This is a genomic window from Bacillus sp. AFS002410, from assembly GCF_002556365.1.
Classification (GTDB): Bacteria; Bacillota; Bacilli; order Bacillales; family Bacillaceae_G; genus Gottfriedia.
The window spans coordinates 37,291-58,374 of record NZ_NUEU01000001.1 but is presented as its reverse complement, the minus strand read 5'-3'; the positions used below and the strand labels follow the sequence as shown (position 1 = coordinate 58,374).

Annotated in this window: 15 protein-coding genes; 6 read left to right on the top strand and 9 right to left on the bottom strand. The window is 34.1% G+C overall.

Annotated features, from left to right (window positions below):
- Window positions 1-22: 22 nt before the first annotated feature.
- The 4 genes from CN692_RS00220 to CN692_RS00205 all read right to left on the bottom strand — a co-directional run bounded on the left by CN692_RS00220 (window position 23) and on the right by CN692_RS00205 (window position 10,991).
- Window positions 23-4,264 carry a S8 family serine peptidase gene (locus tag CN692_RS00220; RefSeq protein WP_098116999.1) on the bottom strand — a complete coding sequence of 1,414 codons (4,242 nt, stop codon included), beginning with the start codon at window positions 4,262-4,264 and terminating at the stop codon, window positions 23-25.
- 523 nt (window positions 4,265-4,787) lie between these two features.
- On the bottom strand, window positions 4,788-8,945 hold the full coding sequence (locus CN692_RS00215; protein WP_098116998.1) for a S8 family serine peptidase: 4,158 nt from the start codon (window positions 8,943-8,945) through the stop codon (window positions 4,788-4,790).
- Between the two features lie 502 nt (window positions 8,946-9,447).
- Window positions 9,448-10,458 carry an alpha/beta hydrolase gene (locus CN692_RS00210; protein ID WP_179874344.1) on the bottom strand — a complete coding sequence of 337 codons (1,011 nt, stop codon included), beginning with the start codon at window positions 10,456-10,458 and terminating at the stop codon, window positions 9,448-9,450.
- 251 nt (window positions 10,459-10,709) lie between these two features.
- Window positions 10,710-10,991, bottom strand: coding sequence for a DUF3892 domain-containing protein (locus CN692_RS00205; protein WP_098116996.1), 282 nt, complete (start codon window positions 10,989-10,991; stop codon window positions 10,710-10,712).
- Window positions 10,992-11,213: 222 nt separating this feature from the next.
- Between CN692_RS00205 and CN692_RS00200 the strand changes: the two genes are divergently transcribed.
- Entirely contained in the window at window positions 11,214-11,426 is a 213-nt protein-coding gene (locus tag CN692_RS00200) for a hypothetical protein (RefSeq protein ID WP_098116995.1), read from the top strand.
- A gap of 592 nt (window positions 11,427-12,018) precedes the next feature.
- The gene (locus CN692_RS00190; RefSeq protein WP_098116993.1) at window positions 12,019-12,483 is read left to right on the top strand and encodes a hypothetical protein; all 465 of its coding nucleotides are present in this window, start codon (window positions 12,019-12,021) and stop codon (window positions 12,481-12,483) included.
- A gap of 278 nt (window positions 12,484-12,761) precedes the next feature.
- Here the strand turns inward: CN692_RS00190 and modA are convergent, their stop codons facing one another.
- Window positions 12,762-13,568: a molybdate ABC transporter substrate-binding protein gene (gene modA / locus CN692_RS00185; RefSeq protein ID WP_098116992.1), complete on the bottom strand. Its 807-nt coding sequence runs from the start codon at window positions 13,566-13,568 to the stop codon at window positions 12,762-12,764.
- 158 nt (window positions 13,569-13,726) lie between these two features.
- Between modA and CN692_RS00180 the strand changes: the two genes are divergently transcribed.
- Entirely contained in the window at window positions 13,727-14,662 is a 936-nt protein-coding gene (locus CN692_RS00180) for a substrate-binding domain-containing protein (RefSeq protein WP_098116991.1), read from the top strand.
- 36 nt (window positions 14,663-14,698) lie between these two features.
- Here CN692_RS00180 and CN692_RS00175 read toward each other — a convergent pair whose 3' ends face one another.
- Window positions 14,699-15,010 (bottom strand): LysR family transcriptional regulator, encoded by a 312-nt coding sequence (locus CN692_RS00175; protein WP_098116990.1) that lies wholly within the window; start codon window positions 15,008-15,010, stop codon window positions 14,699-14,701.
- 617 nt (window positions 15,011-15,627) lie between these two features.
- Between CN692_RS00175 and CN692_RS25945 the strand changes: the two genes are divergently transcribed.
- Both CN692_RS25945 and CN692_RS00170 read left to right on the top strand, forming a co-directional pair.
- Entirely contained in the window at window positions 15,628-15,777 is a 150-nt protein-coding gene (locus CN692_RS25945; RefSeq protein ID WP_172445867.1) for a hypothetical protein, read from the top strand.
- A complete protein-coding gene (locus CN692_RS00170) occupies window positions 15,774-16,589 on the top strand; it encodes an SPFH domain-containing protein (protein ID WP_098116989.1) in 816 nt (271 codons plus the stop codon). The genes CN692_RS25945 and CN692_RS00170 overlap by 4 nt, the downstream gene beginning before the upstream one ends.
- A 180-nt stretch (window positions 16,590-16,769) precedes the next feature.
- Here CN692_RS00170 and CN692_RS00165 read toward each other — a convergent pair whose 3' ends face one another.
- Genes CN692_RS00165 through CN692_RS00155 form a run of 3 tightly spaced genes read right to left on the bottom strand, consistent with a single transcriptional unit; the run spans window position 16,770 to window position 19,865 of the window.
- On the bottom strand, window positions 16,770-17,909 hold the full coding sequence (locus CN692_RS00165) for an ABC transporter permease (protein WP_098117331.1): 1,140 nt from the start codon (window positions 17,907-17,909) through the stop codon (window positions 16,770-16,772).
- Entirely contained in the window at window positions 17,899-18,612 is a 714-nt protein-coding gene (locus tag CN692_RS00160; RefSeq protein ID WP_098117330.1) for an ABC transporter ATP-binding protein, read from the bottom strand. Before CN692_RS00160 ends, CN692_RS00165 begins: the two co-directional genes overlap by 11 nt.
- A 5-nt stretch (window positions 18,613-18,617) precedes the next feature.
- Window positions 18,618-19,865 carry an efflux RND transporter periplasmic adaptor subunit gene (locus CN692_RS00155; protein ID WP_098116988.1) on the bottom strand — a complete coding sequence of 416 codons (1,248 nt, stop codon included), beginning with the start codon at window positions 19,863-19,865 and terminating at the stop codon, window positions 18,618-18,620.
- Between the two features lie 518 nt (window positions 19,866-20,383).
- Here CN692_RS00155 and CN692_RS00150 point away from each other — a divergent pair.
- Window positions 20,384-20,971 (top strand): VanZ family protein, encoded by a 588-nt coding sequence (locus tag CN692_RS00150; RefSeq protein ID WP_179874343.1) that lies wholly within the window; start codon window positions 20,384-20,386, stop codon window positions 20,969-20,971.
- The last annotated feature ends 113 nt before the right edge of the window (window positions 20,972-21,084 follow it).

The following is a 21,084-nucleotide window of genomic DNA, read 5'->3' as shown; positions in this document are numbered from 1 at the left end:
GTGAAAATAAAAACTCAAAATATTATTGTAATCCTAATTCACTCTTAATTGATTCTAAAGTAGCACCTTTATACTTTTTAACTGCTTTTGGTGGTGCTGCTACCCAAGGATTTTGCATTAAATAATTCTTTTCAACAAATGCTAGGTCTTTTGCATCGACAATACCATCGAAGTTAATATCTGCACTACGCTTATTTGTTCCCCAATATGTTTGGATTGCCAATGCGTCCATTACATCAATTACATCATCTTTGTTAACATCTCCAGCAGTTGCTTTCGCTACCAAATCTGAACCTAAATTAAAGAAAACTCCGTATGGTCCCCCTTCAACCGTGCCAATACTATTCTCATAAATATTAAAGTCCTTATAAGTAGTAAAGTGTCCAGGAATATCTTGTATAATTGTATAATCTTCTTTAGATGGTTTAATTCCTAAAATATCAAATTGCCCATTTTTATTTACGACGTTTGTTTTTACTGCTTTTCCATTATGATCAACAATCGTAATTGTTGGAGATGATAAAGAGAAATCTTTTGTATAATCAAATTGTCCATTCGCTGATAGAAGTCCTTCTCCTCCAATTGTGCCTTTAAATTCTGATTGATTATTTAAGACACCGATAGAAGATACAACTGAAAATGGGTTAGATGTTACATTACTTACATCTGTAAATGTTGATTTTACGCCAGTCCAGTCCCAAGTGCTATTTTGGCTTGGTACTACCGTTTCTGGAACTTGAATGGTTAAGTCTAGCATCGGTATATCACCATTTACTCCTGAAGTTCCATTAAAGTTTACATTCACATCGGATGAAATTGTACTTCCTGAAGTAGTTTGATTAACATCTAATGAAGCACCTAACTTTTTAGCTTCAGGATTTAATGCAATATTTGTAATTTTTGTGGCCGGTGCATCAGAAAACTTATAGTTTGCTTTCATTAGATTGCTTACGTTGTTAGCATTTAACGTCATAGTAAATGTATCACCTGGTTTTACGATCGTACCATTATGAATCGTTGCATGATTCGGCTCAACTGAAACATAAGGTGTATGCTCATTTACAAAGTAATATTGCTTTTGACCGCCACCATTTGTTGCTTCGTCCATCCCTTCGAACTTAACACCCAAAATACCGTTAGACAGCATCGCAATTTCATCTGATGCATTTCCGTCTTTATCTAGTGTCATTATTCCATTTGGTAACCAAGCGTTGTAAGTATAGTAAATTTGATTTTGTGTTTGATCAGTAGTCATTCCAGCTGCTTGTTTTACTTGAACATTATCATCTGAAATATGTCCAGTAACGCCGACAGTAGTTTGTCCGTCTTTAAATTCTACAACTTCCTTTCCAGGTACTTCGCCATCGACATGTACATCGAATTCAGGGTTTGTATCATCAACAAAGAAGTCTTGTGTAGCTGTATAAGTTTTTCCATTATCATCTTGCCCAATTAGTTTAAATTGGTATTGGCCAGCTTTTGGGAATACCAATTGATCTACTCTTAATCCAATTGGGTTATTTGGATCATTCGTAAATGGGAAGTAATATCCACTGTAGAAGTAATTCATCGCATATTGTACACCTTCGTCCATTGTTGTTCCATCAAATGTACCAATTACCCCTAGATCTTTACCAGTTTTTGGATCAGAAATGACCGCGGTAATTGTTTTCATATGTGATTTTAAGCTCATATAAGCTGCATCTCCGCGATTCCATTTTTGACTGCTTTGTCTAACAGATGCTGGAACTGAGCGTTTATATAGTGTAAAGCTATCAAATCCAGGCTCTACATAGTGAACACCAAACGGTACTTTATAACTTTCCGATGGATTATCTTTGTTCGTATAAACGATATAACCTTCATAAATCCCTTTTTCAGCTTCTTTGGGTATTGATAACGTTACATTTGTTTTCTTTTGAGAAATTCCCTTTAAAGTAATAGTTGAATCTGTTTGAAGTGTAACACTATTTGCTTTTGCATCTTTTGACCCACGTAAATTCGTATTGAAATTTACGCTTACATTAAATGTTTTTGCTTTTTCACCTTTGTTAAACAATGTTACTGAACGAGTATCTACAATATCTTTTCCTTCAAAAGCTTCATTTCCAAAGCTAATCGCTCCTGAATTTTCTTTGACTAATTTTTCTTTATTGTTAATAATTGTAGGGAATTTTTCTTCTACTTTAATTTCAAAATTTGAGTGAATCGCATTGTACGGATCAACTCGTCCTGCACCAACTTCAAATACGCTGTAAGGTTTACTTAATGGATCAGCTGTATTCATTAAGATTGCTTTTACATCTTCTGGTTGTAAATCAGGTTTTGCTTGTAATAACAATGCTGAAATACCTGCAACATTTGGTGTTGCCATTGATGTACCTGACATTCTTTCATAAGCATATTTATAATCTGATGGATTATCATGGTTGTGAACGAATCCTGGTACAGTTGATAATACATTTACACCTGGTGCTGTAACTTCTGGTTTAATGTCATATGTTACTCGTGATGGTCCGCGAGAACTAAAATCTGCTAAGTTATCGCCAGGTAATGTTACCTTTCCTAAGTCACTAAATGTGATCGTACTTGTTGAGTTAACTGGAATACTTTGCGCTAAAGCTACACCATCTGCATTCGTCATTGAGAATGAAGGAATAAAATCTGTACTCTCACCTAAGTTAAAAGGTAGATGGCCTTCAGCTGCATTGTTGTTGTAAATAATGACTCCAGCAGCACCACGATTTTTAGCTTGTAAGATTTTATCGTTAATTGTATTAGAACCTCGTTGAATTAAAGCAATTTTTCCATCAATGCGTGAACTTGCACCTGAATAATTTGATGAAGTTCCTAAACCAACGTTAATGATTTGAAGTGATTGACTAGGTGATAACAACGTATTTAAATCACTATCAAAACCAGACGCTATTAATCGTAAATCTGAAGATTGATTACCTACTGTTGCTTTCATCGTAGCAATTTCACTTGGAACATCACTTGCCCCAACTGTTAGAGCTAAAGGTGCATTTCCTGGATTGCCAACAGTATACATACCGCTCCCTGAATTTCCAGCTGCAACAACGGCAGTTACACCACTTAATACAGCATTATTGATTGCAATTGCTTCTGGAGTTAACGGGTCATTATAATTTGCACCAAGTGATAGGTTCATAACGTCTGCGCCATCCGTTACTGCCTTTTCGATTCCTGCAACGATATCATCTGTCGTTCCACTTCCACCAGGACCTAATACGCGGTATACATATAGATCTGCATCTGGCGCAATACCATTTGTTGCATATTCACTATCATTTTTACCTTGTCCAATTATTGTTCCGGATACATGTGTTCCATGTTCTGTATAATAATCAGAACCATTGTTAGTTGGATTTGGTTTTCCAGCTTTTACCCAATCCGCATATGTTGTTTCCATTGGATCAGCGTCGTTATCAACAAAGTCCCAACCTTTTACAGAATTTGGATTAATCGTTTTAGGATCAACTCCTGCTTGTGCTCGATAGCCTTTATAAGCAGGTGAGATATCAGGATGATTATAGTCAACCCCTGTATCAAGTACAGCAACCTTTATACCTTTACCTGTATAGCCTTCTTCATGTAATTTATTTATGTTTAAAAATTCATTTTCCTCAGCCATACCTTTGCCACTTGCTTCCTTCGAAGGAGCTGCCTCTGCTACAGGCTGTTCAGCTTTTACAGCTGAATTACTATAGATTGCTTTAACTGCTTTTGACTTTAAAAGTGACTTAATTTTATTTGAAGGTATCGTAATTGAGACACCGTTAAATGTATTTTTATATTCATGACTAACTTTATATTTCTTATTATCTTCACTTGATAAGTTCTTTAAATCTTTATCAAACGTAGCATGGTCAGTATCTACTAAGCTTTTAGCCTCACTATCAGATAAGCTATTTCCCTTTAATGCAGCTTCAAGTACCGCTACTTTATGAGGCTTTTGATTGAATTGAACAATTACTGACACATTTTCATTACTATCTAAGTTGACATCTGGACTTACAAATAGACCTGATTGATCATTTTTAGATACCTGATTTAATGCTTGTCTTTGAGCTGCAGTTAAATTAGTTAAAATCGTTTCTGCATTTGTATTAACAGTTGCCGCTTTTACTTTTGATGATAAATTAAAATTTAAAGGGTGAAAACTGCTAGAGATTAAACCTACCCCTAAAGTTAGTGCAGTCGCATTTTTTACTATTTTTTTCTCTAAGTACTTCTTCCCCATTTCTCCAGTCCTCCTGCAAACTATATATTATTTTGATAGAATTCAATTGGGTCCATTTCAAGATCGTCCTTTCTACAATTAAAGAAACTCATAATCTATCAGAATTCGACCCATTTCGAGCTCCTTCCCCATTTGCTATTCTAAGTATACATAATCAGAATTTTCGAATAAAATTAGAAATATTGATATTAAAATAAGAAAATCTTATACCTTCAGAAAAATCGAACTATTCTATTTACAAAAAAGCATCTTCCCTTTTGATGAAAAATGCTTTTTATTAATTCATTTATAGGCATTCACTTAAAATAGTTTAGAATCTGAACGTAATAAAAAAGAAACCTGTCCTCAATTAGAGAACAGGCCATTTCACATTATTGTAATTCTAAATCAGTTCTAATAGACTCTATAGTGCTTCCTTAATACTTTTTAACTGGTTTTGGAGATGCTGTGCGACCCAAGAGTTTTGCATTAAGTAATTCTAGTAACCTAAACAACTCTAAAGCTGTTTAGGCTATCAATTAAATTAATTTAAGCCTAATTCTACGATGATGCTGTCCAACGTTTGACCTTTATAAGTTTTCTTAGCTTTTGGATTTGCATTTGGGTTTGTTGGGTTACCCATTCCAAAGTTGTAGTAAACATATGCAAAGTCATTTACATCTGTTGTACCGTCACAGTTGATGTCTGTACTACGCTTGTTTGTTCCCCAATATGTTTGTATTTCAAGTGCATCCAGGATGTCGATTACGTTGTCTTTATTAACGTCACCGCCAATTGCTTTATTAACATCCGAGCCAAGGTAACCAGCTACTCCGTATTCTTCACCTTCTATATTCTCATATAAACCATGGAAATCAGTGTACGTAGTAAAGTGTCCAGGAACATCAAACACAACTGTCATATCATCATGAGTAAGTGGTAGTCCACTTACAAAATATTGACCGATTTTAGAGATTGTGCCAGGATACGTTTTTCCATCTTTGTCTAGAATGTACGCCTTCATTCCAGTTAAAGTGTAGTCTCTAGTATTAGAGTCATCGAATTTACCATTCTTGTATAAACCTTGAGCATATACATATCCACTTTGAGAAGAGAACTTCGGTAAAATAACAATTGTTGCCATAACACCTATAGGTCTTGATACGACACCATCAACATTTGTAAATTGTGGCGAGCCGTCAAATTTTAAACTTGAATTATGTTTAACGACTTGCGGGTTTTGAATTTTAAATGTTACATCGACCATTGGAATATCTCCTGTTACTTCTTTTGTTCCGTCGAATGTAACAGTAACACTAGTGTTGATAGCTGTTTGAGTTCCAGCTGTTGTTGAAGTCGTTAATACACCGCCTAATGCTTGCGCTTCAGGAGTTAATTTAACGTCTAAAACCTTTGTATCAATTGAGTCTGCAGTTAAATTATATTTAGCTTGTTTTACTTTGCTTACATTGTTTGCAGTTAGCGTAACTGTTCTTGTATCTCCATAATGCGTAATCATTTGATTGTAACGAGTCGGACCTTGTGGTTGACCGTATACATATGAGTAATCATCTTGAACAAAGTAGTATGTTTTCTGAGCGTTAGCGAATGTTGCTTGGTCGCCACCAACAAAGATCATTTGAGTGATTGGTGAAGTTAATGCGATTTCGTCTGCACCATTTCCGTTTTCATCTAGATTTAGCTTTCCAGTGATTTTGTTGCTGTTCCAAGAATAAGGAAGTCCATTTGTACCTTGATTAACATTGATACCAGCCGCTCTCATTTGATCGACCATTTGGTCATGGATAGAAGCAGTAACCGGAATTGTCTTGTCACCTTTCTTGAATTCGACGAATGGGCTACCTTCTTTTTCGCCTGGTACTTTCACTTCGAATTTATCAAGACCTGTGTTGTCAATGAATAGATCTTGTGAATTAACAAATTCTTTCCCCTCATCATTTACACCAACGAGTTTTAGTTTGTAATGACCTTCTCTTGGCAAAGTAGCCACATTCTTAATAGTTTGGTGAGTACTATCAGCGAACGGAAAGATGTATCCAGAGAACGGAACGAAAAGTATTGGTTTACCTTCTTCGAAAGACATTCCATCGAATGAATTCGCTAGTCCTAAATCCTCACCTGTTTTTGCGTCAGTTAGAATTGAGTATATATATCTCATATGAGAATTTAATGTCATCGTTGCATTTATTCCTGGGTCCGTAACCATAGAAAACTGATTACGGTCATTTGAAATCGAGTTACGAGAAAGAGTAACTTCTTTAATTCCTTCTTCAACAAAGTGAACTCCGAATGGAACACGATATGTTTCAGCTGGGTTGCTACGATTTGTGTACGTTACATATCCTTCATAGATTCCTTTTTCAGCCGTTTTCGGAATAGTTAAGGTTGCATCCTTTGTTACTTTACCGTATGCAGGCACTTTGAATGAACTGTCAAAGGAAACAGATACACCATTTTTCGTTGCATCTTTAGAACCTCTTGCGTCTGTTTGATATGACACTTTCACATCAAACGTTTTTGGTGTTAAACTGTTGTTCTCAATTGTTACTTTACGAGTATTAACTAAATCTTGGCCAGTATAAGCTACATTACCATAACTTAAAGAACTTGTTGTTTCTTTATAGTTTTTTAATTTTCCATTAATCATAATTGGTGTTGTATCTTTTACTTTGATTTCAGTTGATGCGTGTAATGCTTGCATTGGATCAACTCGACCTGCACCAACTTCGTATACAGAGTAAGTCTTGCTTAATGGGTCAGCTGTATTCATTAAAAGCGCTTTGATATCTTCTGGTTGTAAGTTTGGATTAGCTCCTTTTAACAATGCTGCAACACCTGCTACAAATGGAGTTGCCATTGATGTTCCTGACATATGATCATATGCATATGTGTAGTCAGTTGGATTATCTGGGCTATGCACAAATCCAGGAACAGTTGATAGTACGCTTACACCTGGAGCTGTAACTTCTGGTTTGATATCATACGTTACTCGAGATGGTCCACGAGAACTGAACGATGCTAACTCATCACCTTTTGTTGTGATTTGAGCTAAGTCGCTAAAAGTAAATTCTGTTTTACCGCTTAAAATTTTTGATTGTAATGCAAGACCATCAGCATTTGTTAAGTTAAATGTTGGGATAAAGTCCGCACCTTCTGCTAAATAGAATGGCATATAACCATTCGTGTCGTTGTTGTAGATCAGGATTGCCGCTGCACCTTTTAATTTAGCTTGTAAGATTTTATCGTTGATTGTAGTTGCACCACGAGCAACTAGAACTACTTTGCCAGTAACATCTAAATTAGTATAGTTGTAAGATGCACCAGGTGCAGCAATACGTGCAATTTGATATGTTTTATTTGCTAATGATGCGATATTGTCATAAAATCCTCTTGCTACTAACTGCATGTCGAAGTTTACAGTGTCATCATGACCTTTCATTGTCGGAATCGTTGTTGGTACATCACTTGCACCTACTGTTAATGCTAAAGCTGCATTACCAGGATTTCCTACAGTGTACATTGCATCGCCAGAATTACCTGCAGCAACGATAGCTGTTACACCACTTAATACAGCATAGTTAATTGCCATACTTTGAGGTGTTAATGGATCGTTGTAAGCTGCACCTAAAGATAGGTTGATTACATCCATACCATCTTGAACAGCTTTATCAATACCAGCAATAATTGCATCGTATGTACCGCCACCACCAGGGCCAAGTACACGATAAGAATAGATATCAGCATCAGGAGCAATACCTAAAGTTGAAACATCGCTATTTGCTTCTCCTCGACCAGCAATTGTACCTGCTACGTGAGTTCCGTGTTCAGTATAGTATGGATCAACTCCACCATTGATAAGTGGTTTACCAGCTTTTACCCAATCAGCATAAGTTGTTTCCATTGGGTCGTTGTCATTATCAACAAAGTCATAACCACCTTTGTAAGCATCTTTTAAGTCAGGGTGGTTGTAGTCAATCCCTGTATCAAGGATACCGACTTTAACGCCTTTACCAGTAAAACCTTCTTTGTGAAGTTGATCTATTTTAAGGTAAGAACGTTCAGCTGCCATTCCATGTGTGCTTCCTTCAGTATTAAGTGATTCCGAATTAGGCGACTTAGGCTCATCTAGTTGGACAGTTTGGTTGCTGTAGATTGCTTTAACAGCTCCTGATTGAACTAACGTTTGAAGTTTGTTTGCAGGAACTTTAAGTGTTAATCCGTTGAATGCGGTTTTGAATTCTCGAGTTACTTTGTATGTCCCGTCTGATTTTGAAGAAAATGCATTTTCTAAATCAGTTTTAAATGTTGCATGGTCGTTGTCTACATCGCTCTGTGCTTCCGAAGAAGATAGGGTTTGTCCATTTACAGCCGCTTCAAGCATAGCTACTTTCTTTGGTTTGTTCTTGAACTCAACGATCACTGATACAGTTTTTGAACTATCTAAATCCACGTCATCCGCTAAATGAAGTCCTCGTGCATTGAACTTGTCAATGTTTTTAAGAGCTTGACGTTGTTCCGCAGTAAGATTCAATTTGCTTTCTACATTAGATTTAAGATTTTCTACAGCACCATCTAATTTAGTTGGGCCTTGTGCAAATACATTGAACATATGAGTTTGTGAAAATACGAAACTAGCAGTAAGTGCGCCTACTAGCAGTTTGCTTGTTTGCTTTTTCTTCATTCTCCGTTGTTCCCCTCATCAATTATTTTTTTGTTTGTTGTTTTACTATTTTTTCTTGTTTGTTAATATTGTTGGGAAATTGTCTACTACTTTAATTTCAAAATTTAAGTGAATCGCATTTTTATGGATCTATTGCCCTCTCTTTGTATTAAGACAACATTCTTTCCACATTTTTTAAAATTTTTCTATAAATACTTCTTCCCCATTTATCCAGTTATCCTGAAAACAAAATATAATATTTTGATAGAATTCGATCAGGTCCCATTACAAGATGTGTTCTAGATACGGATAATTTGTTAAATTTCGACCTTATTCGAGCTCCTTCCCCATTTACTATTATTAGTATACATAATCAGAATTTTCTAATAAAATTAGAAATATTAATATTAAATTAAGAAAATCTAATATTCTCTTAAAATTCGTCTTATTATCAATATTTACACAAAAAAACATCTTTCCTTTGATGGAAAAATGCCATTAATTAACAGAAATAAACCACTTTCTATGTTCCAAGTTGTTGTTTTATAAACTGCGCAATTTCAGTGTTCGCTTGCTTACTAATCGGTGAAGCCTTGTCCATTAACTGAAAATCATGGAACATTCCTCTCCAGACTTTACATGTCACTTCTACACCTTGAAAATTCGCTTCAGCAGCATATGCTAAAATATCGTCCAAAAGCTCTTCCCTTGCACCAGCGTGTATAAGCATTGGTGGTAAGCCTTTTAAATCACCATATAAAGGTGAGATTAAAGGATTTTTCCGATCATTATTTCCTACATATGTATCAACAATATTAATATCATTTCCATGATAATTTGCGTGAATACTATCAAAATCAGAAGTATATAGTTGGCTTTCTTTCGTTAAGTCAGTCGCCGGAGAAATACCTACTACCGCTGATGGGTATTTTCCATTTAAAGTTTTTAATTGATTTAACAATGCAAATGTCAAATTACCACCCGCGCTATCCCCGACAATTACAACTTTTGACTTCGGACCAATTTTTTTGACTAGAGAACTATAGATCTTTTCAGCATCTGTTAAACCTGCAGGAAATGGATTTTCTGGTGAAAGTCTATACTGAATTGTTAATACTCTATAGCCTGTCTCCCTTGCTAAGATTGTTCCTAGATTTCTTGAATATCCTAACCCACCTCTAGACCACCCTCCACCATGTACATAAAAAACAATTTTATCTTCGGGAGATTTGTCCGGTATTAACCATTCTACTTTTGTTCCTTCAATTGTTTCTCCTTTTATTTTAATATTCGAAGGAGTCGGCACTATTTGTTTTTCAATTTCAATTCGTTTTTGCTCTAAAGTTGCAGTTCTACCTTCTTTAGCTTTTTGTTTATATAATGCTCGAATGTCTTCTGTTACTTTATTTGGTTTATCATTTTGATAGATCAAGGATGATTTACTTTCACTTTTAACAGTATTTTTTGAAGCAACTAAATAATTTCCGATTACTAAACAAAACACTAGCGAAAGAAATAAATATACTTTTTTCAAATTGGTTCCCAACCTTATTGGTATTTTTTGTCTTCTTTAATTAAAATTTCCATTTTCTTTTAAATTACTCAAATAAAGAAAACTCACCGATTGGCGAAGACAGAGGGGTAGTTGTACTTATACATAATTCCTAAAATTGGAAACTGTGTCTTTTTTTCTTCTCCGCTGCCAATTTATACTTCCTTAATGTAAAATGAAAAGGCACACGAAAACTCGTGCACCGTTCATCGTTTTATAAAAGATATAAAAAATTAAAAAGTAGGGAGATTACTTAAATTATTCGTTGGATCTCCATCGGGATACGAACGAAGTGTTTTATGTGGATTCTCACCACGCGTTAATCCTGTGTTAACATCTTCAATTTGCTCAAGTTCTGCCATTGCAATGGCTTGCTCAATTCCAACAATTTCACCGTTTTGAAATTTTACATCTGTAAGATCACCATCGCCATTTTTTCTCACAGCGACAATATGTAATTTATTTGGATCATCATGATGTTCAGGATGTCCAATACCACGATTTTGAAATGACATACCCACACCTCCATTTTTTTGACACAAAAATAGTATGGCGGGATGAAAATACGTTTATCCTTCCAATTTCTTACAAGTTTATTCTGATTACTATTAAGCGTTAAATTCACAATTAAAAGTTTGTTAAAATTTTCACAAATTATCCACAGACAAAACTTAACGAACATATTACGATAGTTATGTAAAAATCAATCTAATCAACTTTCGAAAGAGGGAATCAGCATGACTACTGTTTTAGGAATGACAAGCGAAGGAAGATTAATGCACAAAATTGGCAATGATTATTATCGTTATACAAAATTAAACAAAGAAGAGCTTAAATTATTAAATATTCTTGTAAATGAAGGATTGGCGACGGTGATTAAAAAAGGTATCGGATACACTGCGCTCGTAAAACTAACTGAACAAGGAAAACTTATTAGCAACGAGTGTTAATATTTATTTTAAATTGTTATAATCCCCTTTCTATATATCCCCCTTTAAGTAGAGGTTGTTTTACCTTAGCATCTACTTAAAGGGATTTTTTTGGTTAGAATTAAAAGTTTTAGGGAATCTTGAAAAATGATAATCAAATAAATTTTGTACCAACTCAATATCTAAAAATATTCATAATGCCATAATCTATTTACCATTGCTTGGTGGTTGCTCTGGCCTTAGTAAGTATATTAAAAAGCAACAAACTCGGGTTTAATTCTAAGCAGAGTTATCATACTGTAAACTGCTAAAAGGTGTTTTGTAGTCAGCATATCGAATAGCTGTTCATGAGGGAAAGTCCATTTCGGGGTTTCTCTTTTTTGATTTTGGAAAAAAGCTAAATAGGGTGTCTGCCAACCGACGAGGGAGATCACTGAAAAAGTGAAGGCTTTCATTGAGAAAACCTTCACTTTTTTATTTTTCTAATTTTTTCTTCACTATCCTTTTGTCTATTTTTGGAAAGATTAGGAAAAACTATAAATAAAAAGTTCGATATATAAAACATTTAGATGAGAATTCAAACTTCAAAATTTTTAAAAAGTAGGTATATGATATGACTGAAGATTTTTTTGCTGACTATGAAAAATTTGTTGTTCCACCATTATATCAATATAAATTTGATAAATTAAAATTTAATCCTAAAGAGTATGCTATGTATTACATCTTAACCGTTTCATTAAATGACGCTCAAATAACAAATTGGGATGATGCAACTAAATATAATATTGACGTACGAAAAAGTATAGATCATGTATTGGAAGAATTTAATGAAAGAAAAGGTGGTAAATACTTTCTTCAATTACTTGAGTTTGACAATGAAAAGCCATATTTTGTTGTTGCTCTATCATTTAAAAATAAAATTGAAAAAGAAAAAATAAAAGATATTATTTCAAAGTATATTGAGCAATTAGTTGCAAACTCTTTTTATATTGGTCAAAATTGGTATTGGCTAATTGGGCAAAAAGGGAAAAGAGATCGTAAATTATTTAATATATCAATAAAAGAATTTACACACTGATGGTTTGGAACATTTGCCTTCCAATTGAAATGATTAGTTCGCATTTTGTATTGCACTCTTGTTTGATGGATTCACCGACGGGCTTGTTGCTCCTTTCACAAATATCTCCCGGCTTCCTTCACTAAATGTATTAGCAACATAAAGAAAAAAAACCTGAACAGCCTACTTAACGTAATCTGCTCAGGTTTTATTTTTTACTATTACAGTCCGATTTCACTACTGTTCTAGTCGTCATTCTGTATCATCGATCTAGATATCAATAATATGCTCTGACTTAATTACAGTCCTTTAAACCCATACTTCTCTAAAATGTTCATCGATTCAGCATTTTGAAGATAATCATAGAATAATTGAGCTTCTTTAGGTTGTTTACTATTTTTAATTACACCTAATGGATAAATAATCGGATCATGTGTATTTTCAGCTGCTGTCGCTACAATTTTTACTTTAGTAGAAGTTAATGCATCTGTTTTATAAACAATACCTGCATCTACATTATTTGTTTCAACATATGAAAGTACTTGTCTAACATCCTTACCATATACTACTTTTCCTTCAATAGATTTCCAGATATTTAAGTTTTCTAATGTCTCTTTACCGTATTGTCCAGCAGGAACAGCTTCTGGCGTACCGATTGAAACTTTATCTGCCTTCGTAATATCTTCGAATGAGTTAATTGCTTTAGTTGAATCTTTTGGTACGACTAGCACTAGTTCATTTCCAACTACATCTTTACCTTGACTCTTATCAATTAGTCCTTCTTGTACTAGGTTATTAAATTTGTCCTCTGCAGCGGAGAAGAAAAGATCTACCGGTGCTCCTTGAGAAATTTGTTGTTGAAGTGCTCCTGAAGCACCAAAATTAAAATTAATTTTCACATTAGGATTAGACTTCTCAAAATTTGCTTTAATATCATTTAGTGCATCTTGCAAACTAGCTGCTGCTGAAATAGTCAACTCTACTTTCTTTTGCGAAACTTCTTGTTTCGTGTCAGTTGATTTTTTAGCTTGGTCATTAGTTGAACAGCCAGATACAACTAGTCCTAATAACATCATCGAAAAAATTAAAGAATAAAGTTTTTTCATTTTTCATCTGCCTTTCGTCTTTTAAATTAAATCTAGTTATATCTAATTATATTTAGTTATATCTAATTAAGAAATAAAATTTTAAAATTTTCATTAAAATTATTTGGAATATACTTTTCAAAATGCCTTAGGGTAAAATAAAGATTGGAGGGATGTAAATGACGATGGAACTTTCTTATACGATTGAAGAAGTGTCGCAGTTTTTAAAAGTATCGAAATTAACCATTTATGACCTTGTAAAAAAAGGAGAATTACCTGTGTTCCGTGTGGGAAGACAGATGAGAATTGCAGCAAATGACTTAGACAATTATATAAAAAATCATAAAACAAATCAGCCTACTACATTATCTGCCTCTGTTTCCGAACCTCACAGAAGCAATCCAAAAGAATCCAATAATATTGTTATTAGTGGACAAGACTTAGTTTTAGATATTCTTGGAAAACATATTGAGAAAAATTCAACTTATAAATCTTTACGATCCTTTACAGGTAGCTTAAACAGTCTGATTTCAATGTATAATGGCGAATGCGACGTCGTTAGTTTACATTTGTTTGATGGAGATACTGGTGAATATAATCTACCATATCTAAAAAAAATTTTAGTGGGCTATCCTTATATCTTATTCAATCTTCTTTCCAGAAAAGCAGGCTTATACGTTAAAAAGGGTAACCCTTTAAAGATTACCTCATGGAGTGATTTAAGCCGGGAAGATGTAAAAATCATTAATAGAGAAAAAGGTTCAGGAGCACGAATTCTTCTAGACGAACAACTACGAATCAACGATATTTCTTATAAATACATAAAAGGATATGAGCATGAAGAAAATAATCATTTAAGTGTAGCCTCTGCCGTTGCGACAGGAGTAGGAGATGTCGGAGTCGGAATTGAAAAAGCTGCTAAAATGATTGGAATTGATTTTATTCCTTTAATAACAGAACAGTATGACCTAGTTATTTTAAAAAATACTAAAAATGAACATCTCATAAATATCGTAAAAGATATCTTATCATCACATCAGTTTCAATCTGAGGTCGATTCCATAGGGGATTATGATACTACTAAGACGGGAAAAGTCTTATTTGAGACAGAATAAAAGAAGGCTCCTTAAATGAAGCCTTCTTTTTTAATTCTATAAGATACTTACGTCATACATCAAATTGCGATTAACGGAAGATTTATTATTAAATGCTTTAATTTCTTCTTCCAGTTCCTTTATATTCAAAACTATATCCTTTATGATTGGAATAATTTGTAGTCCTTCAAATGAGGGGATCACTCTTGAATCCATATCACACTCAATTAATCTTACTCCTAGTTCAATTTCTAAACTAATAATTGATTCTTTAATATCAGTTTCACTAAGATCGAATTTCTTTGCTGCAATTACAAAGGAACCACTTTCTAATACTTCAAAAAGATGTCTTAACTGTTCGATATTCATTTAGCCCCTCCTAAAAACTTGATGCTCTTCTTTTTCTCTAGCTTTATTATATTGAGTGTTGACGTAATTTTAATTTTGAAAAAAAATATCAATTTTAGTTTTCCTATGATTTTATCGTGATGCAATGATTCATCGAATAAATCTTTTTTTAATTTAACCATCCCCTCCTTAAAACTAACTGAACAAATATAAATTACTCCCACTTCAATAAGAAATCATTCTACAATTTGGGTCCAACTCCTGCTGATTTCATATTGGGTTATTTTCGCCTTTTTTGATCAATTTTTGATTAATTTTAGGAGAACAATCGTAAGAAAATTGGGTTTTTTGTACATATTTTGGAAATTTTCTTGATGTATATTGCATTTTGAAAGTAAAAACCTCCTAAAATAGATGGTTTCTATAGTAAGTTTTCTTATTGAAAGTGGGTTATTTTCTCTAATTCTTTGCGTCTTAATACTTCTATAATTTAGAAAAATAATTTAACTAAAAAAACCAGAAATCCCCCAATATTTCTTAGCAAAATTTAATTATTAATATGGCTTAAACCATTCTATAATTGCATATAAGAAATGAAAGATAGAAAACAAACTAACGACCACAATTGGGGGAATAACATGGTTTTCTTTTATCAATTCGGAATTTTAGTTGTTATTATTGGTGCTGTACTTTTCCTACTTTTTTATAAGGTTTTTATTAAGATTGGTAGATTATTTGATAATCGCATTCAAAAAATAAAGAAAGAAATTGGGAGAGATGAAGAGTGAAAGGCTTAAGAAGTCTTGTTGTAGGCGGGGTCATTATCGTAGGAGGCATTATTTATACGATCGGCGGTATGTCTCATATTAGTGTTGGTAGCATTGGGATTGAGAAGCATATGAGTGGACAAATTACTGAAGTACCTCAAGGTTTTCATTGGACTGGTTGGGGAGTTTCAGTGCAGGAGTATCCTACATATACACAATCATTAGTTTTATCAGATGATAAACACGAAGGTGGCAATACTGATCAAGCTTGGTCAGTCGGTACTGGAGATCAACAGGAACTACCTGTTAATACAAATTTAACGTGGAAAATTTCAACTAAAAATGTAGCTAATCTTTATCAATCCGTAGGTGGAAAAGATATTAGTTATATCAAAAATAATATCGTTAAACCTACAATGAAAAATGTTGTAAACAAAATAACTCATAAATATAGCTGGAACGACATTAAAGGTTCAAAGCAAGCTGATATTACCGAAGAAATTAATATTGAATTAGATACGGAACTAGCAAAGCAAGGTATTGAAGTCGGTACGTTTGGCTTTACACATGTAGGTTCGCCTGCTGGTATGGCGCAGTCACAAGCACAATTAGCAACTTCTGAACTAAACGTCAAAAAAGCATTAGCTGACCAAGAAAAAGCTAAGATCGAAAATCAAACAAAAATTCTAAATGCTGAAGCAGATGCTAAAGCAAATAAAATTTTAGCAGATTCACTCACTCCAGAGTTATTAAAGAAAATGGAAATGGATGCACGACAAAAATTTGGTTGGGTTACAGTTCAAGGTGGAACACCTTTAGTTCAAGCAAAATAAATAGCCAGTTAACTCATGATGTCAAAATCAAAACTACTAGTTCTTTTAAATAAATCAATTCCCCCCAATTTTTATAAGTAGAATGTTTTCGAATAATCGTTTGAAATAACCAAAAAAGTATTAGATTTAAGAACATAAAAAGAGGATGCCCCATCATTTTGGGATATCCTCTTTCTTTTTTTATTCATATCGAAGGGCTTGAATCGGATCAAGCTTAGACGCTTTATTGGCTGGAAAAACACCAAATACTACTCCAACTAATAAAGAGAATACAAATGATAACAGCATAACTGGAACTGAATATGCAATCGTTGTTCCTGTCGTTATAGTGAATATTTGAGCACTTATTACCCCAATTCCCACACCTATAATTCCTCCAAGAGAACTTAATACCATTGATTCAATAAGGAACTGAAGAAGAATACTTCCACGTTTTGCTCCAATTGCTTTTCGAATACCGATTTCTTTCGTGCGCTCAGAAACCGATACAAGCATAATATTCATAATACCGATACCGCCTACAATAAGTGAAATTGCAGCACTTCCGCCTAACATTAATGTCATAGTTTTATTAACCGAAGAAGCTGTTTCCATTAAATCTTCAGGGCTAGATACGCTATAACTATCTTCATCACCAATTATCGTAAACATTTTTTGTTCAATTCTACGTTTTGTAAAGTTAACCATATCTTCATTTTCTACTTTAACATATACTGACCCAATTGAAGTTGTAGATGCTAAGCGTTGTGCAGTGCTAAGGGGAACAATAATTGTACTGTCTCCACTTGAACCTAACGAACTTCCAACAGATTCAAGAACCCCAACAACTCTGTAAGATGTACCATTGACCTTAACAAATTGACCAACGGGGTTTCCAAAACCAAATAATGTTTGCGCAGTTGTTGCGCCAAGTACAGCTATTTTTGAATGGTTATCATTATCTAAATCTGCGATAAATCGACCAGATTGTAGCTCTAAATCTCTAACTTTTAAATAAGAAGAAGTTGTTCCTGTCATTGAAACTTGTGCGTTCGTTTCTCCATTTTTTACGGTTACTCTTCCTGAGACAGTCGGAGCAATTGCTTCTACTCCATTGACTTTCTCAAGTTGATTCGCATCATCTTCTTTGAATGTAACATCTGAGCCTGTAACACTTACAGTAAGGACATTTGTACCTAAACTTCCAATTTGATCTTGTACTTCCTTCGTTGATCCTTGCCCAATCGCAACCATAACAATTACGGAGGATACACCGATAATAATACCTAGCATTGTCAGGAACGCTCTTACTTTATTTCCTTTAATGCTTTTAAGCGCCATTTTCAGTGTCTGCAAACCATTCTCCTCCATTCTCGAACAGCTGGCCATCGTGAATTCGAACAACACGGCTTGCTTGTTTTGCTACTTCTAAATCATGTGTAATGAGAATAATCGTATGTCCTTGTTCATTTAATAAATTCATAATCTCCAATATTTCCTGACTCGTTTTACTATCAAGAGCACCAGTTGGTTCATCTGCTAGTAAAATTGGAGGGTTTCCAGCGAGGGCGCGCGCAATTGCGACACGCTGCTGTTGCCCCCCTGATAACTGAGTAGGTAAATGATTCGCCCGATCAACAAGTCCTACTTTTTTTAACGCTGAAAGAGCAAGTTCCCTTCTTTCAGCTGTTTTCAATCCTCTATAAATGAGTGGAAGTTCTACATTTTCAACCGCTGATAGCTTAGGAATAAGATTAAAATTTTGAAAGATAAATCCAATTTTTTCATTTCGTATTGTCGCTAGTTGCGAGCTCTTCATTTCCCCTACGTCTTCACTATCAATCAAATATTTTCCAGTATCTGGTGAATCTAAACATCCGATCATGTTCATAAATGTTGACTTTCCTGAACCAGATGGGCCAATGATTGATATAAAATCTCCCTTGTGGATATCGAGGGATACACTCTGAAGAGCCATTACCGTTTCTCCACCAAGTTCATACATCTTCGTCATGTTTTTAATTTGAATAATGGGCTCATGCATAGTCATTATTTCCCTCCTTGTCCGCCACCAGTTTGATTTCTTTCAAAGTTTCTTCCTCCGAAGTTACCGCCTCCAGAGAATCCTCCACCTGAGAAGCCACCTTGGAATCCGCCGCCTTGCATCATAAATCCACCAGAAGAATTACCTCTAGATTGAACGCTAGGTATTTCAACAGCTTCTCCTTCTGTTAGTCCGCTTGTAATTTCTACATTCGTATCATTCGTGATACCAGTTTTCACAGTAACTTTCTTTGTAGATTGATTAGAATCGTCAGTAGATGTTGGAACTAGTACATATTTTTCATTACCATTTTTATACACAGCTTCTACTGGAACGTATAACGCATTTTCTTTACTTTGAATTGAAATGCTCGCTTCTGTAGACATTCCAATTTTTAAACTTTTTGGATTTTTAATTTTTACAGTTACATCAAATGTAGAAACTCCATTTGTTGATGTTCCTTCATTTGATACTTTCGAAACAGTTCCATCGAATGTTTGCCCCTCAAAAGCACTTGCTGTAATTTTTACTGACTGTCCAACTTTTACCTTTGTTATATCTAATTCATCAACACTAATTGTTGTTTCCAAAGAACTGTAATTTGTCATATGTGCAACTGTCGCTGAACTTTGCACTGAATCGCCGCTTTTAACATCAAGACTTGTAATTGTCCCAGAAACCGGTGCCTGTAGAATGCTTCCATCAGTAAAAGTTACAAGCGTTGCTCCAGCTTTTACAACATCGCCTTCCTTCACACTCACCGAATCTGCTACTAAACTGCTTCCTCCAGTATTTCCAGTACTAGAATTTCCAGAAGTACTATCACTGTCTTCACTTGTAATCGGTAAAGTTATACCATCTTCATCTTCCAAACGAAATAGTACTTTTCCTTGTGTTACTCCATTACCGTCTACCGCGTAAACCTTTGTGATTTCTCCATCCTTTGGAGCCGTCACAACATCACCATTCTCAAAAGTTGCAAGTGTGTCACCTTTATCTACTGATTCTCCAGAAGTAACACTTACACTTTCAACAATCTGCTTCGTATCTGCCGCTGTAACATCTTGGTCAGTCACTGCTGTTACAGAACCCGAACCAGTAACAGCTACCTCTAACTTCCCTTTTTGCGCCGTTATTGTTTGTGCTGTTGCCATAACACTTTGGGTTTGATTATTCTTCTTACTATATATGAACCAACCGCTACCTCCCCCTACTACTACAACAATAACTGAAATAATAACCCACTTTTTCAATTTCCTTTCTCCTCTCCATGTTGAGATTGATTCGATTAATTTATAACTAATTAATCTTGAGCTAATTCATATAAATTCCGATCCTTGCAAACCTAAAAACAGGGCCTGTCTTTCGTTTATACTACATACTCCCTCTAATAAATGATTGCTCTTACTGCGAATACCAGAGTTTGTTTTATATACTTTTTTTACTCCTCCTAATTTCTTTTGATAAGGTCATTTTGGATTGTGTACCTTAAATTTTCCTTAAAAGAAATCAAAGTTTTTTAATAGTGGGCGGACTTAGACTAATTTTGGAACGTTTAAAAATAAATAATCCCCTTCTATGTTTTTAGAAGGGGATTAATGGTTTACTAGTTTCTATTTAGTTAGTTCTGACTAATTCTTAAAAGATTACTCCAGAAGAATATTATTCACAAAAACTTCTAAATTTTGACATAAAAGTAGTGAAAGAAAATAAAAAAAGTATGGTATTGTCAAGATGTAATATGGGTTTGATTTGGAGGAGATTCTCTAAAATGAGGGAAACGAGGATAGATTTTGATACTGGCTGGATATTGTATGGATCTATAATTATATTATTAATGATATTGTTTGTTTTAAAGGTAAAATTCAAAAAAGATATTGTTTATTTATTCTTTTTTTCTATTATGTTTATCTATTTATGTTCTGTTATAAATTATACTCAATTTCCAATCATGGCATATCAACATCTTAGGGATATAATTGGGCAACATGTATTCAGAAACATGAATTTGGTTCCTCTTATAAATCTTACAAAACAAGACTTTAGGATTTCTTTACTTAATGTTTTAATGACATTACCGTTTGGTTTTGGACTTCCTTTTATCACAAAGGGTACATTAAAAAAAATAGCTATAGCAGGATTATTGATAGGAGTCATAATTGAGTCTTTGCAAGGGCTTATTGGACTACTTAATGGTTATACTGATAGAGTTATTGATATTAATGACGTCATATTTAATTTTACAGGAACGTTAATTGGATATAGTATATTTAAAGTGTTTTCTTATCTATTTAAGTTATCTATAAAAAAAGCTAATATAAAATTAAACTCGCTATTAAAACATATACATGATGCTTAAGAAGTAATTTAATTTGATAAACGTCTTAGAATGTTAAAAAACATTCTAAGGCGTTTTTATTTTAAAAATTTTTAGAGTACACCTTCAAAAATACCACAGTTTTTAAAAACGTG